This is a genomic window from Deinococcus sp. (assembly GCF_018260555.1).
Taxonomy (GTDB): domain Bacteria; phylum Deinococcota; class Deinococci; order Deinococcales; family Deinococcaceae; genus Deinococcus.
Genome location: NZ_JAGLBB010000010.1, coordinates 43548 through 58307, shown reverse-complemented (window position 1 = coordinate 58307; position 14760 = coordinate 43548). Strand labels below are relative to the sequence as shown.

The following is a 14760-nucleotide window of genomic DNA, read 5'->3' as shown; positions in this document are numbered from 1 at the left end:
AGGTAACTGTACCGGAAGGTGCGGTTGGATCACCTCCTTTCTATAGGTTCCACATCTCTTGCCACCCAGCCACCCGTGGCTGCGTAACGCTGTTCTCCTCTGGGCCGGTCTTCCAAGACCGGCCCAGCGCCTTTTGTACCCGCGCTGCTTCCTCTGGGTGCGGTGAGCAGTTCAACCCGCCTCGCTGCTGGTTCGCCCACTACCCGCTGACGCGCCGGATCGCCAACTTCAGCCCGGAACCCCTTTTTCTGCTGCTTGATCCCAAGGCAAACTCTATGAGTGCATCTCAGTTGCTCTGCGGTGTTTCGTTCCAGACGTGGAGCAGCAGGGTCTGCACATCTTGCGCGCCCTGGTCCTGCAATCCACTGACCTCCTGTTCCAGCAATTTAATGGCGCGGCGGAAGGCCTGACGGTCCAGGTCAGGCAGGCCGCGTTCCACGTTCCAGCGGCGCAGTTCGCAGGTCAGGATGGCGAGTTCGAAGGGGTTGCCGCTGACCAGAATCTCGGTCACGCGGCGGTGACGGGCCGACCACTGGCGGGGCAGGTTCAAGCGGCTGGTCTTCAGGGAGTCCAGCAGGGCCGGCATGTCACGCGCGGTCAGGGCGGCCCTCATGCCGGCACTGTCGGGCGCGGCGACCGGCACGAACGCCCGGCTGGTCGTGTTGGCGAATTCGACCTGATAGTACGCATGTGACTGTCCCAGGATGGGTTGCAGGCAGGTGCCCCGCACCACACCAATGCCGTAGGGGGGAAGAACGACTCGGTCACCGGGTTGAAAGGCAGTCTGTTTCAAGGTGTCACCTCTTGAGGCGTACGGGGGTGTGCTCTGAAGAGGCGAGGCCCACGGGCTGCCTGGAACCGACGCAGCGTTCACATGCTCATAAAAACAGCCCAGCGGAGGCCTGGGCTGGAGGTAACCCTAGTGAATCGCGGTGTAGAGGCGCAGTGGACGTGCAGAGACGGGCGTTCCGGCACGACGCTGTGAGGGAAGCCTGCGAAGCTGCATGCCTTTTATCCTAGCTGAGCAGAGGCGTAACTGCGGGGAAGGTCATCATTAAGCGATTGTTTAATCTGCGCCGTAATTGATCAGTGGGGCGCGGCGAACAGGGACATCAGCGCGTCGAGGCTGAGGGCCAGCAGCGCGGCCAGCACGGCTCCGGTCAGCACCAGGGCTGTGTTCTGCTGCGACAGGCCATTGATGATCGGTTCGCCTAGGCCGCCCGCCCCGAGCGCCGCACCGACCGTGGCTGTGCCGACGTTGTACACCGTGCTGGTGCGCACGCCGGCCAGGATGACCGGGCGTGCCAGTGGGAGTTCGACCCGCCACAGACGCTGTCTGGCGCTCATGCCCATGCCGCGCGCGGCGTCCAGCGCCCCTGGCGACACCCCCCGCAGGCCCACCACGGCGTTACTGACGACCGGCACCAGCCCGTAGGCGATCAGGCCCAGCAGCGTGGGCGCCCAGCCGAAGCCCAGGACCGGCACGGCCAGCGCCAGGACTGCGAGGGTCGGGACGGTCTGCCCCAGGCCCACCAGGGTCTCGGCCAGTTGCCGCAGGGCGTCGCGGCGCGCGCGGGTGACGGCCACGGCCAGCGGCAACCCCAGGCCCAGCACAATCACGCAAGACAGCAGCACCAGACCCAGGTGCGTGAGCGTGAGCCGCCACAGGGGAGGCTCAAACGCCCCGACATTGCCCAGCCCGAGCGGATTGATCAGGCCGGGCAGCACACCGGGAATCAGGCAGATCAGCAGCAGCGCGGGCCAGAGCAGCGCCGCCCAGTTCCCCAGCCGCCCCCCCGTGCGGCGAGCCGCGTTCAAGGACGCTCCGGCCCAGAGGCCCGTAGGTCGTGCCAGCCGACTGTTCCGACCGGCTGGCCGCCTCGGGTGACGGTCAGGCGGTCCGTGCCCTCGCGCAGCAGGACACTCAGGGCGCTGCGGGCGTTCAGGGTCTCCTCGACCGCCACGGCTGGCAGGGGGGAGGCTGCCCCGCCTGTGCCCGCGCGGCCCGGCTGCAACCCATCTGGGCCGTGCAGGGCCACCATGAAGCGGCCCACCGGCTGACCCGCGAGCTGGCGCAGCGCGGCGTCCTCACCCAGGAACTGCCGCACGAAGTCACTGACAGGCCGGTAAATCAGGTCGTCGGGCGTACCGAACTGCTCAAGCCGCCCGGCGTTCATCAGGGCTACGCGGTCCCCGAGGCGCAGCGCCTCGTCGATATCGTGCGTGACCATCACGACCGTCTTGCGCAGTCGCCGCTGAATGTCACGGAAGGCGTCCTGAAGGCGGTCGCGGGCCAGGGGATCAAGCGCCCCGAACGGTTCGTCCATCAGCAGTACAGGTGGATCGGCGGCCAGGGCGCGGGCCACGCCCACCCGCTGCGCCTGCCCGCCCGAGAGCTCACCGGGCCGCTTGTGCCGGAAGGTGTCCGGGTCCAGGCCCACGAGGTCCAGCAGTTCATCCACGCGGGCGGCCGTGGCCCGGCGGTCGCGGCCCAGCAGGTCCGGCACGGTCGCCACGTTCTGCGCGACGTTCAGATGCGGGAACAGACCCACCTGCTGGATCACGTACCCGATGCCCCGGCGCAGCGCCTCGGGTTTCAGGGTGCGGGTGTCCTGCCCGCCCAGCAGCACGCGGCCCCCGCTGGGTTCAGTCAGGCGGTTGATCATGCGCAGCGTGGTCGTCTTGCCGCAGCCGGACGGGCCCAGCAGCGCCGTGAGTTCCCCGTCCGGGAAGATGAGGTTCAGGTCCTGCACGGCGAGCGACCCGCCGAACCGTTTCTCCAGGTGGTGCAGTTCGATCACGCAGCCCTCCCCAGGCGCCTTCCCAGCAGTGTTTCCAGGCCGCGCAGCGCCGCGTCGACCGCGACGGCCAGCAGCGCCGCCGGGACGGCGCCCAGCAGGATCAGGTCGGTTGCGGCACTCTGAAGGCCCTTGAAGATGTACGTGCCCAGCCCGCCCGCGCCGATCAGCGAGGCCACGGCCGCCACGCCCACCAGCAGCACCGCCGCCTGCCGCACCCCGCTGAGCCACACCGGAAGCGCCAGCGGCAACTCGACCCGCCAGAAGCGCTGCGCGGCCGTCATGCCCATGCCGCGCGCCGCGTCCACCGCGCCGGCCGGCACGCCCAGCAGGGCCACCACGCCGTTTCTCAGCACCGGTAGCAGCGCGTACAGGGTCATGGCCGTCAGGGCCGGGGCGACCCCGATACCACTCACGCCCGCCGATCGCAGCGCCGGGAAGGCGTTCGCCAGGGCCGAGAGCGGCGCGATCAGCAGGCCCAGCAGGGCCAGACTGGGAATAGTCTGCACGGCGTTCGCCACGCCCAGCACGGCCGCCGCCACCCGCTCGCGCCCGGACGCCCACACGGCCAGCGGCGCGCCGATCAGAACGGCCAGCCCCAGTGCCGTGCTGACCAGCCGCAGGTGCTGCGCGAGCTCCTGCACCCAGCGCGGCCCCTCGCTGCGCGCCTCGACGAGCACCGACCAGTTCGACAGTGTGCCGTTCAGCAGCAGCGCCCCCACTCCCGCCGCCCACAGCAGCCCAGTCCAGGCGGGACGGCCCGCCGCTCGGGTACACAGCCGCGCCCCGTACAGGGCCACGCCCGCCCCCAGCAGGGTCAGCCACGCGCCGCTGGCAGCACTGGCCCGCGCGAACGCCGCCTGCCCGACCAGCGCCGCGCCCGTGCGGGTGCCCAGCAGCCACACGGCCAGCAGCAGCGCCAGCGTGGCCGGGACCCAGGTCAGCGCAGGCCGCCAGCGGGCCGCGGCGAGCGGTAGCAGTGCCAGGACCAGCAGCGCCGCCACCCACACGGGCGGCAGGCGCAGGTACTCGCCCGGCGCCAGGCGGTTGGGGCGCAGCAGCACCCAGGGCAACCACGCCCCCGCCAGCATCGGCAGGGCCGCCAGGAGCAGCACCGCCTGCACGTCGCCCCGCGCGCCTGCCCCTGACCGGGGGGCAGAAGCAGGGCCAGCAAAAGAGGGGGCCGGCAGCCTCTCGGCTCCTACCCCCCTGTCTGCCGGATCACTCATGGACGGCCCGCATGCGGAGGGGGAAAGTCCCAGCGCGGAAAGAAACTTCGGCCAGCCCACCCCAGTGCAGCGCCCCCATCCACGGCGCTTACCTGATCAGCCCTTTGGCTTTCAGGTATTCCTGCGCCACGGCCTGCGCCGTGCGGCCTTCGAGCGCCACCTTGGCATTCAGGCCCTGCATGGTCGCCTGGGACAGCGTGGCGAAGGTCTTGTTCAGGATCGCCTCGATCTGCGGGTTGGCTTTCAGGGTCGCCGTACGGATGATCGGGGAGGGCTGGTACACCGCCTGGGCACCCTTGGGGTCTTTCAGGGCCACCAACTTCAGCGCCGCCAGCGTGCCGTCCGTGCCGTAGGCCATCGCAGCGTTCACGCCGTTCGTGCCGTTCGCGGCGGCCTGCTGCGTCTGGGGGGGCGTGGCGCCCGCCAGGATCAGCTTCTGATCGGCCTTCAGCTTGAAGCCGTACGCCTCTTCAAAAGCTGGCATGGTGTCGGGCCGGTTGAAGAATTCAGGGTTGCCCGCCAGTTTCAGCTTGCCGCCGCCGTTCACGTAACGGGCAAGGTCCGCGACCGTGTTCAGCCGGGCGCTTTTCGCCAGGACTCCGGGGACCGCGATCACCCAGGTGTTGTTCACGGCCGCCGGTTTGAGCCACGTGACGCCGTTCTTGCTGTCCAGCTGACGCGCCAGCCCGTAGATGGTGCCAGTATTGCCCGCCTGCTTGGCCGTGATCTTCGCCTTCGGGAAGAGGTACACAGCGTTACCGGTGTACTCGGGGTACACGTCGATCTCGCCCGCCAGGATAGCCTTGCGGTTCACGCCGGTATCCCCCAGGTTCGTGCGGTCAGTCACGTCCAGGCCCGCGTTCTTCAGGCTCAGCACGATCATCTGACCCAGGATCTGCGCTTCCGGGTCGAGTTTGCTGCCCACCACGATGGGCTTGGCGGACGCGGCGCTGGCCAGAGAGGTGCCCAGAAGCAGGGCAGGCAGAAGGAGTGTGCGGCGCATACGGTCAACGTACCCGCCGACCCAGGAGATACCGGTAGGGCAGGTCACAAAACCCGCAGGCCTCTAAAGACTTCTTAAACGCGCCCCGCTTCCCCCTACCGCTCCTGGCTCTCGTCGAGTCCCACCCCGAAGCCCTGATCCAGCAGCGCCTCGTTGTACGTGCGGAATGCCAGCATCGTCTGCGTGCGCGCGATGCCCTCGACCTTGCGCAGGTGCCCGGTCACCACGTCGTCCAGGTCCTCGTAGCGGGCAATTTTCAGGATCGCCACGATGTCCCACTCGCCCGTCACGGAGTAGACCTCGCGCACGCCCGGCACGCCGGCCAGCGCCTCGGCTGTCTCCTGCACCCGCTGCCGCTCTGCTTGAACCATCACGATCGCCGTTACCATGCCCGCCATTGTGCGCCCACACCGGCCCCCACTGCACCCGCCTGACCGTTCGTTCGGGGACGTTTCGCCGCCCCGCCGGCGCGTATGGTGCAGACATGACCGCACCCGCCGCCGCGCCCAAGCCTGCCCCCACGCCACGCGAGCAGCTCCTGAACCGCATTCAACGCGACATCCCCATCACCCGGCGGCCCTACGCCGTCATCGCGCAGGACGTCGGCCTGACCGAAGCCGAGGCCCTGAGCATCCTGCGCGAGGTGAAAGCCCAGGGCGTGCTGCGGCAGGTCAGCGCCATCTTCGACACCCGCACCCTGGGCTACCAGAGCAGCCTCGTGGCCGCCGTGCACGACGAGGACCAGCTTGACGCCGGGGCCGAGATCGTGAACCAGCACCCCGGCGTCAGCCACAACTACAAACGCAACCACCGCTTCAACCTCTGGTACACCATCGCCGTGCCGCCCGAAAGTGACCTGGAGGCGCACGTGCAGAAACTCCATGAACTGAGCGGCGCGCGCCTGACCCGCCTGATGCCCACCCTGCACCTGTTCAAGATCGGCGTGGAATTCGACATGACCGGCAAGGAAGACTGGAACGCCAAGGCCAAACCCCAGTACACCAGCGAGCAGCGCAACATCGGCTACGCGGTCACGGACCTCGACCGGGCCTTCGTCACGGAATTCCAGAAGGACCTGCCGGTCACCGAGGAACCCTACGCCGACGCCTGCGCCGCGCTGGGCCTGAGCATCGACGAGGTCGCCGCGCACGCCGAGAAGATGAAAGCCGCCGGAGCGCTGCGCCGCGTCTCCGCCGTGTTCCGCCACCAGAAAGCCGGTTTCACCTTCAACGCCATGGGCGTCTGGGCCGTCCCGCAGGACAGCGTGGCCGAAGTCGGCCGCCAGATGGCCGAATTCAAGGCCGTCTCACACTGCTACCTGCGGCCCACCTACCCCGAATGGCCCTACACCATCTTCACCATGGTTCACGGCCGCAGCAAGGAAGAAGCCTTCGGGAAGATCAGCGCCATCGAGCAGGAAGTCGCGCAGGGCGTTCCACACGACATCCTGTACTCCACCAAGGAATACAAGAAAGTGCGCCTGGAATTCTACAAACCGGAATTCTACGGCTGGGCCAAAGAACACCTGGGCACCGAGGCGTAAGCCGCAACGGGCAGAGCGAGTGGGAATAGACGGCAGTCCGTAGCAGATATGATACGGATTCCGATTAATTCGGCATACTTCCGGATCAATCCGAGCGGATGCGAGTGGGAACAGCATACGAATTGGGCGGTATGGAGCCGCAGGCGGCGCCTTTCCGACGGTGGTGTCATACGGGCGCTTACAGCACCAGCAGGATGGGCTGCTCCAGCGTCCCGGCCACCTGCGCCAGGAACTTCGCGGCGCGGGCGGCGTCCACGTCACCGTTCAGGCTCAGCGGAGCGCGGCCATCGTGCGTGCGGCCCACGCTGAGGGTCAGGGTGTGCGGGTAGTGCAGGTCATCCAGACCATGCGCGCTGGCGTCCACGATCAGCAGGTCCGGGGCGTCGCCGTCGTACGCGGTGTCCAGCTGCGCCAGCGCGTCGCGCAGACTGCCGGTCCCGACCGGGTGCGTGTGGCGGTCGCCCTGCACGGCCACACGGCCCAGGTTCAGGGTATCCGCGTGACGCACGGCGGCGCGGGCCACCAGCAGGCCCAGCGGAAGCGCCTGATTCAGCGCGGCGCTGACCTGACCTTGCAGGTCGTGCAGCGCGGCCACGTTCGCGTCGCGGCGCAGGTACGCACCGAACCACACGGCGTTCGCCGGGCTCACCTCGCCCGGCGCGTGCACGACCTGCGTGGAGTTGGTCGCGGCCACCACGACCGGCGCGACCAGCACCTGGGGTTCCTGCTCCGGGTCAGGCTGAAGCTCCCCGGCCGGAGCAGCTTTTATCGGCTCCTCCTCTGCGGCGGCTGGGGTCGCCTGTGCTTCTTTAACTGGCGCTGCGTCTTTAATCGGCGCTGCGTCCGTAGCAGGTGCGGCGGCCTGGGCCGGTTCCGTCCAGGCGTGATCGTCGGCCTGACGGCCATCCGTCCAGGTGGGCATGGCGGGCGTCCAGGCGTGATCTGGCCCGGGCCTGGCCTCTGGCACTTCCGGTTGGACAGCTGGGGTGGCGCCGAAGTGGAACGCGGGCACGCTGCTGGGCGCCGCTGGCGCCATAACCTGCACGTCGGGTACTGTCAGATCGGACAGGTGGAGCGGGGGTGCGGTCACTTCTGGCTCGGCGGCCATGGGCGCCGTGAAGGCGGGCGTCGTGACAGACACCGTGATCGCAGGCGCAGTGATGGCAGGAGCAGTGGCCTGCGGGGCAGTTTCCGGCGTGAGTTTCGGGTACAGGAGTGAAAGCTGGCTGCCCAGGCTGGCAGCCAGTCCAGGCGCGGCGGTATCGGCGATCTGCGGAGCGGCCAGGACTGGCGTACGGTCGTCCAGTTCGAATTCCAGGTCCACGTCGGCCAGGGTGCTGGCGGGCGGGGTGGCGGGCAGCTGCGGCGAGGCCGTGCGCGCCTGCTCCACGAACGGGGTGATGTCGCTATCGACGCCCGCGCGGCTGAGCATGTCGGCGTTCATGCCAGCCTTGTTCAGGATGTCGGCGCTGGGAATCTCATCCCCGGTCCAGCCGGCGGGGGTGGGGTCCACCGGCGTGCTGGGCGGATCTTCCTCGCCGCTCATGACGCGGGAAAGGTAATTCAGGATGTCCTGTTCGACGATCATCCCGTCGCTTCCGGTCCCGTTGAGTTTCTGCCAGTCAATCCCGTTCGCTTCTGCCAGAATTTTGGCGAGCGGAGCAATCCGTTCCATTCAATTCCCCCTCTGTTCGCCCCATTGTAAGGGACTTCAGTCTGCCGGAACACCAAGTTTTTTCATGTGGCTGCAGGGAACCACGCAGAATGCAGGGCGGGACACCAGCATGAGCATGCTTGCAGGGTCGGGCGTCTGACAGCGTTCACCGTGCTCTTTCACGCCGTTGCTGACCTCCGGGCCACGGTAGGCGGGTCCCGCGGCGCGCAGGGGACGGGGGGGCCAGGACCCCCGCGCGCCTCCCTGCTGTTGCGGCGGCGGGGGCGGTGGTAGGCTTCAGGGCGTTACCGCGCGCCGCAGCAGTGGCGGGCGGGCGCGGCACAGGAGTCCCGAATGTTGATACTTGAGGAGATGCAGTCACGCGGCCATGAAGCCCTGACGTTATTGCACCACGCTCCCAGTGGCCTGCGCGCCGCACTGGCGATTCACTCGACCGTGCTGGGGCCCGCCATTGCCGGGGTGCGGTTACGCGAACAGGATGAAGAACTGGCGGTGCAGGGCGCGCTGGCGCTCTCGGAAAGCCTGACCCTGAAAGCCGCGCTGGCCGGCCTGAATTACGGCGGTGGCGCGTGCGTCCTGATGATGCCGGAATCCGGCGTGGAAGACCCGCATGCCAGAGAAGCGCTGTTCCGCGCGCTGGGCCGGCAGGTGCGGCCCATGGAGTCCCGCGTGGTCCTGACCGAGGACATCGGGGTCAGCCCGGCCGACATTGCCTTCGTGGCGCAGGAAACCGGGTCCACGCTGGGCATGCACACCGATACCAGCTCCGTCACCGGGTACGGCGTGTACCGGGGCATGAAAGCCGCCGCCCGGCACGCCCTGGGGTCCGAGAGCATGCGTGGCGTGCGCGTGGCCATCATGGGCGTCGGGGCGGTCGGGCGCGCGCTGGCCGTTCACCTGCACCGCGAGGGCGCCCGCCTGACCGTGGCCGACGACCGCCCGGAGCGCGCGCAGGCCCTGGCCGAATCGCTGAGCGGCGTGAGCGTCGTGGGGTGCCATGAACTGCTGGACGTGCCGTGCGACATCCTGGCCCCCTGCGGGTACGGGCACTCCATCCGCAGTCAGGACGTGCCGCGACTCCAATGCCGATTGATCGCCGGTGGCGAGCACCACCCCCTGACCCGCCGGGGTGAGGAGGCTGTCAAGGAAGCCGGAATCGTGTACATGCCGGACTTCGCCATCAACTCTGCGGGGCTGATCTCGGCGGCCACGGGTCTGGACATGAACCAGTCGGCTGAGCGCATCTACCAGACGGTGAACCGCATCACGGGCGTCGCCGAGCAGTACGGCAAGGCCCCGCACGTCGTGGCGCGCCGCATGGCCGAGCGCCGCATTGACCTGATCGGCAGCCTGGGCGGGAAGGGCGCGTGAGCGTTCCGTTCATGATCGGCGTGGCCGGCGGGTCCGGCAGCGGCAAGACCACCGTGACCCGCCGCGTGATCGAAACGGTCGGGCCCGGGGGCGTGGCCGTCTTAAACCAGGACAACTACTACCGCAACCAGGACGACATTCCCTTCGAGTCCCGCCTGAAAACCAATTACGACCACCCCGCCGCGTTCGACTGGGCGCTGCTGGGCCGACACGTGGACGCGCTGCTGTCCGGGGTGCCCATCGACATGCCCGAGTACGACTTCACGAACCACACCCGCTCGGCGCAGACCACCAAGGTGCTGCCCGGCCCGGTCGTGGTGCTGGAAGGGTTTTTCGCGTTGTACGACGAGGCGCTGCGCGCCCGCATGCACCTGAAAGTGTTCGTGGACGCCGACGCCGACGTGCGCTTTATCCGCCGCCTGCTGCGCGACACGCAGGAACGCGGCCGCACGCCCGAAAGTGTGATCGAGCAGTACCTGGAGTACGTGCGGCCCATGCACCTGAGTTTCGTGGAACCCACCAAACGCTACGCGGACGTGATCATTCCGCACGGCGGCATGAACGAACCGGCGCTGGACATGCTGGCCGCCCGCATCCGTACCACCATCTGATACGGATTCCGCTCCATTCCGCCGCAGTCGGAAAGACACCCCCTGCGGCTCCATACCGCGAAGGGGCGTCTGCCCTTCCTCCTCGCATCCGCCCGGACTCCATCGGAACGGCACCGAATTGGCCGCAGTCCGTATGGCACGCCCTGCCCGGAGGCTGCCTGCCCCGACTGCGGGCCGCGGCCGCGTTCCGGACACTCCTTTGGATGGACGACCCGGCAGGCCCCTGCACCGCACCATGGACCGTTCCGGCCGCTCCGGGCTGAGCTGCTCGGTTTCCCGTTCGCCCACTGCCGCTGTTTTTCCCCTTTAGGATGTGCCTGTGACCGATGCTGCCCCCACCCGCGACGCGCCTGCCCAGGGCGGAATGACCGTTCCGCCGCCGTCCCGTCACCCCTGGACTCCAGCGCTGCTGGGTCTGATCCTGCTGTCCCTGATTCCGGCGCTGCTGCTGGCCGTCGGGCGCGTGAACTACGAACGAGGCGAGAAGACGGCCGCGCTGGTCATGGACTACCCGGCCGTGGCCACGCAGGCCCGCCGGTTCGGCATGGAACCGCAGGCGCTGATGGACCGCTACCAGAAACTGGGCGTGAACAGCGTCGCCATCTACGAGGACGTCATCGGGAACCTCGCGCAGCGCGGCGAGGTGTACCAGCGCAGCGGCGCGGACCTGAAAGCCGACTTTCCCGGCGCGGCCGTGAATCCGCAGAACGTGTACGTGCGGTCCCTGAAACCAGGCGTGGCCGAGGGCCTCTCCGCCCGCTTCACCATTCCGACCCGGCAGGTGCAGGTCGGCGGGTTCACCTGGACCGAGTGGCCCACGGACCCCACCTTCCTGCCGACCGGCCCGAACGCCGCCCTGATCAGCGAACTGAAAGCCAAGGGGTACATGGTCGTGTACCGCCCGTACGCCGACGACGCCGTGCGCGAGCCCGGCGCGGACTGGCCGGATGTGCCGTTCATCGCCTTTAACGGCGACGAGGTCATCGGGGCGCGCACACCGGAGTTGCTGGACCAGATCAACGAACGCATGGGCAAACGCATTCCCGCGCTGATCGAGGCGACCCCGCAGCGCGGCCTGGACACGCTGATCGCCACACACGGCGCGGCCCGGGCGTTCAGCGTGAACCCCGCCTGGCAAAACCGCCTGGACCCCCTCACGCTGGCCAGCAAGTACAACCTCGCGGCCCGCGAGCGCTCCATGCGCCTGCTGTACCTGCGCCCCTACCCGACCATCAACGAGACCGAGGAACTGCTGGCGCGCACCACCGAACTGCTGGGCAGGTCCGGCGTGAAGATCGCCGAGCCGGTCATCACGCCCTTCACCGAGAACACGACCCTGCGCCTCCTGAGCCTGATCGGGCCGGTCGCGGCGCTGCTGCTGCTGGGCCTGAGCTTCCCGCTCGCCCGCCTGGGCCTGCTGGTCGCTGCCGCCAGTGGCGCGCTGGCCCTGCTCCTGAACGGCCTTGATCCCTTTGCGGGCGGCGCGCTGATCGCCGCCGTGACTTTCCCTGCACTCGGCATGGTACTGCGCCGCGCCCGCGTGACCGACTGGTTCATCGCGACCGGCCTGAGCCTGTGCGGCGTGCTGTTCGTGTCGGCGCTCGGCGCGAACCGCGACAGCGTGCTGGGCCTCGAACCGTTCCGGGGTGTGGGCCTGACCCTGGCGCTGCCGCTGCTGCTGGTCGCCCTGAGCTTCCTGCCCCGCCAGGACCTGCGGCAGACCGCGCGGGACATCTACAAAGCGCCCATCAAGCTGGGTGACGTGGTCGTGATGGGCCTGGCGCTGGCCGTGTTCACGCTGGTGTTCCTGCGGCGCGGGAACGCCACCGGAGCCAGCGTCAGCGACACCGAGGCCCGCATCCGCCAGGACCTGCAAGACAGCCTCGTGCGCCCGCGCTTCAAGGAGATGGCCGGGCACCCACTGGGCCTCATCGGCCTGAGCGGCGTGCTGCCCGGTTACTTCGGCGCCATGCTGATCCTGGGTGGCGTGGTCGGTCAGTCCAGCATCCTGAACACCTTCTCTCACTTTCACACGCCGCTGCTGATCAGTGCCACGCGCTGCTTCCTGGGCCTGGGCATCGGGTTGATCGCCGGTCTGATCGGTATCTGGGCTGTGCGCACGGCGCTGCGCCTGTGGCACACGCACGGGGCGCGGCTGGCGAAGGCATGACCCGCGCCACCGTCACCGTCAGCGGCTACTACGGCTTCGGGAACACCGGCGACGAGGCCATCGCCCTGGCCATCACCCGCGAACTGCGCAAGTACAGCGCCGAGCCGCTGCTGCTGTCGAACACCCCCGCCGAGACCGCGCGCACCTACGACTGCCAGAGCGCCGAACGCATGAAACCCGCCGCCGTGCTGGGCGCCCTCATGCGCTCGCGCGTGCTGCTGTCCGGCGGGGGCGGCCTGCTCCAGGACAGGACGAGTGCCCGCACGCTCACGTACTACCTGGCGATCATCCGCCTTGCGAAATTCATGGGCCTGCGCGTGGTCGTGTTCAATCAGAGTGTCGGCCCCCTGAGCGAACAGGGCGGCCGCCGCGTGGCCCGCGCGCTGCGCGGCGTGACCGTGATCGTGCGCGACCAGGGCAGCCTGGACACCCTGGGCAGCCTGGGCGTGCGCGCCGAACTGGGCGGCGACCCCGCCCTGCTGCTGAGCGCCGCGCCCACCGTGCGCGACCTGAGACGCGTGATCGTCGCCCCGCGCGGCGACGTGACCGACGCCACCGGAAAACTCAGGGACGTGATCCGCCGCCTGCGCGACGAGGGCCGACACGTCACCGCCCTGAGCTTCATGCCCGACCAGGACGACGAGGCCGCGTACAGCCTCGGCGCGGACGACGTGATCAGCACCCGCGACCCGCAGGTAGCGCTGGACGCCATCGCCGCCAGCGGGTACGTGATCGGGGTTCGCCTGCACGCCGTGATCCTGGCCGCCGCGACCGGCACGCCCTTTACCGGCGTCGCCTACGATCCCAAGGTGCAGGGCTTCTGCGCCGACGCTGGCGCGCCCGCCCACCCCACCGACCTGAACGCCGCGCAGGTGGCCGAGGAAGCCCTGCGGCGGGTCGTGCCTGACTGGAACGCCGTCGAGGACATGAAACTCCGGGCCGCGCAGAGCTTCGGCCGCGCCCTGTACCGTTAGGTTCCTGCCCGCGTGACCCGACCGGACTACCGTCCACCGGCAGGCCACCGCCGCCTGCTGCTGCGGGTCGCCTGGGACGGCGCGCCGTTCGCCGGCTGGCAATCGCAGCCCGCGCTGCCCAGCGTGCAGGACGCCCTGCACGGCGCGCTGGCGCAGCTGGGCGGCGGTGAGTTCCGTCCCGTCGCGGCCGGCCGCACGGACGCCGGCGTGCACGCCGAGGCCATGCCCGTGCACGTGGACGTACCCGACACCTTCCGCGTGCCCCCCGCCAGACTGGCCCGCGCCCTGAACGCCCACCTGCCGCCCACGGTGGCCGCCCTGCACGCCGCCGACGCGCCCGCCGGGTTCCACGCGCGCTTCTCGTGCACCGAGCGGCAGTACGTGTACCGCCTGCTGATGCACCCGCAGCGGCACCCGCACTGGCACGGCCGCGCCCTGCACGTCCCCCAGCCCCTGAACCCAGACGCCATGAACGCCGCCGCCGCCGCGCTGACCGGCACGCACGACTTCGCGGCGTTCGCCACCCAGGAAGACCGCCAGACCGTGCGCGAACTCAGGGAGCTGCGCGTGCAGCCCGGCCCCCTGATCTGGGAAATCCACGTGCACGGCGAGAGCTTCCTGCGGCACATGGTCCGCGGACTGGTCGGCACGCTGCTGCTGGCCGGGCAGGGCCGCCTGAGCCCCGCGCAGGCCGCCGCCATCCTGCACTCGCGGCAGCGGTCACAGGCCGGCGCGAACGTCCCCGCGCACGGCCTGTCCTTCACCGGCGCCCGCTATTCGGGATTCGAGGCTGACGAGGGCTTCCCGGAGATCGGGTCCGCGTGACCCACGACCCCCACGCCCTCACCGGCCCGCGCCCCCCGCACGACGGCGGCCAGGGCAACGTGCGCGGCGCGCTGGTCGGTTGCGGCCCCCTGAGCGCCGCGTGCCTGCTGCGGTGGCACGCCGACCGACTGGAGCGGCCCCTGCCGCCACGCGGCCCCCTGCCGCCACGCGGCGCGCTGGCCGCCGAACTGCTGAGCGCGCAGCGGGCCTTCATCGTCCCCGCCAGCGGGGGGCAACGCGCCGCACTGCCCTGGGACTGGCTGACCGGCACGAACGCCTGGCTGCGCGCACAGGGCCCTGGGCTGCGGGCACGCGGCCTGTGGGGCGTGCGCCGCGCCGACGCGCTGGAACGCCACCTGCACCGCCTGTTCACCGCCGGAACGCCCGCTGTGGGTCTGGAATTCAGCGCGCGCCTCCGGCATCACGGCCTGCTGAGCGCCTACCAGCCCGGCGCGATCCTGCCTGCCACGCTCCTCGTGGACGGCAGCGAACTGCACCTCGCGCCCCGCGTCGGCGTGGGCGGCGTGTTCTGGATCGAGAGGGGGTAGCTCTGCCTCCCTG

Annotated in this window: 14 protein-coding genes and 1 rRNA gene (1 of these 15 cut by a window edge); 8 read left to right on the top strand and 7 right to left on the bottom strand. The window is 69.5% G+C overall.

Annotated features, from left to right (window positions below):
• Positions 1-40: ribosomal RNA gene (locus QZ271_RS03610) — 16S ribosomal RNA — on the top strand; its annotated part reaches 269 nt to the left of the window's first position; the annotation flags it as partial.
• 246 nt (positions 41-286) lie between these two features.
• Here QZ271_RS03610 and QZ271_RS03605 read toward each other — a convergent pair.
• From QZ271_RS03605 to QZ271_RS03580, 6 genes are all read right to left on the bottom strand, one after another.
• Positions 287-793 (bottom strand): CarD family transcriptional regulator, encoded by a 507-nt coding sequence (locus tag QZ271_RS03605; RefSeq protein WP_291429050.1) that lies wholly within the window; start codon positions 791-793, stop codon positions 287-289.
• 293 nt (positions 794-1086) lie between these two features.
• The gene (locus QZ271_RS03600) at positions 1087-1818 is read right to left on the bottom strand and encodes an ABC transporter permease (RefSeq protein WP_291429048.1); all 732 of its coding nucleotides are present in this window, start codon (positions 1816-1818) and stop codon (positions 1087-1089) included.
• A complete protein-coding gene (locus QZ271_RS03595; protein ID WP_291429046.1) occupies positions 1815-2801 on the bottom strand; it encodes an ABC transporter ATP-binding protein in 987 nt (328 codons plus the stop codon). The genes QZ271_RS03600 and QZ271_RS03595 overlap by 4 nt, the downstream gene beginning before the upstream one ends.
• Positions 2798-3922 carry an ABC transporter permease gene (locus QZ271_RS03590; protein WP_291429044.1) on the bottom strand — a complete coding sequence of 375 codons (1125 nt, stop codon included), beginning with the start codon at positions 3920-3922 and terminating at the stop codon, positions 2798-2800. Before QZ271_RS03590 ends, QZ271_RS03595 begins: the two co-directional genes overlap by 4 nt.
• Positions 3923-4115: 193 nt before the next feature.
• Positions 4116-5030 (bottom strand): glycine betaine ABC transporter substrate-binding protein, encoded by a 915-nt coding sequence (locus QZ271_RS03585; protein ID WP_291429042.1) that lies wholly within the window; start codon positions 5028-5030, stop codon positions 4116-4118.
• Between the two features lie 95 nt (positions 5031-5125).
• Positions 5126-5419: an Lrp/AsnC ligand binding domain-containing protein gene (locus QZ271_RS03580; protein ID WP_291429040.1), complete on the bottom strand. Its 294-nt coding sequence runs from the start codon at positions 5417-5419 to the stop codon at positions 5126-5128.
• Between the two features lie 95 nt (positions 5420-5514).
• On the opposite strand from QZ271_RS03580, the gene QZ271_RS03575 reads away from it, so the two are divergent.
• A complete protein-coding gene (locus QZ271_RS03575; RefSeq protein ID WP_291429038.1) occupies positions 5515-6573 on the top strand; it encodes an Lrp/AsnC family transcriptional regulator in 1059 nt (352 codons plus the stop codon).
• A 178-nt stretch (positions 6574-6751) separates the two neighbouring features.
• On the opposite strand, the gene QZ271_RS03570 is transcribed toward QZ271_RS03575, so the two are convergent.
• Positions 6752-8248: an E3 binding domain-containing protein gene (locus QZ271_RS03570; protein WP_291429036.1), complete on the bottom strand. Its 1497-nt coding sequence runs from the start codon at positions 8246-8248 to the stop codon at positions 6752-6754.
• A 333-nt stretch (positions 8249-8581) separates the two neighbouring features.
• Here QZ271_RS03570 and QZ271_RS03565 point away from each other — a divergent pair, with 333 nt between their 5' ends.
• The 6 genes from QZ271_RS03565 (at position 8582) to QZ271_RS03540 (ending at position 14747) form a co-directional block, all read left to right on the top strand.
• Entirely contained in the window at positions 8582-9619 is a 1038-nt protein-coding gene (locus tag QZ271_RS03565) for a Glu/Leu/Phe/Val dehydrogenase dimerization domain-containing protein (RefSeq protein ID WP_291429034.1), read from the top strand.
• An 11-nt stretch (positions 9620-9630) separates the two neighbouring features.
• Positions 9631-10230 carry a uridine kinase gene (gene udk, locus QZ271_RS03560; protein ID WP_291429056.1) on the top strand — a complete coding sequence of 200 codons (600 nt, stop codon included), beginning with the start codon at positions 9631-9633 and terminating at the stop codon, positions 10228-10230.
• A 319-nt stretch (positions 10231-10549) separates the two neighbouring features.
• Entirely contained in the window at positions 10550-12400 is a 1851-nt protein-coding gene (locus QZ271_RS03555) for a DUF5693 family protein (protein WP_367114298.1), read from the top strand.
• Positions 12397-13374: a polysaccharide pyruvyl transferase CsaB gene (gene csaB / locus QZ271_RS03550; protein WP_291429032.1), complete on the top strand. Its 978-nt coding sequence runs from the start codon at positions 12397-12399 to the stop codon at positions 13372-13374. Before QZ271_RS03555 ends, csaB begins: the two co-directional genes overlap by 4 nt.
• 12 nt (positions 13375-13386) lie before the next feature.
• Positions 13387-14199, top strand: coding sequence for a tRNA pseudouridine(38-40) synthase TruA (gene truA / locus QZ271_RS03545; protein WP_291429030.1), 813 nt, complete (start codon positions 13387-13389; stop codon positions 14197-14199).
• Complete coding sequence (locus tag QZ271_RS03540; protein ID WP_291429028.1) at positions 14196-14747, top strand: hypothetical protein; 552 nt, start codon at positions 14196-14198, stop codon at positions 14745-14747. Before truA ends, QZ271_RS03540 begins: the two co-directional genes overlap by 4 nt.
• Positions 14748-14760 lie beyond the last annotated feature (13 nt).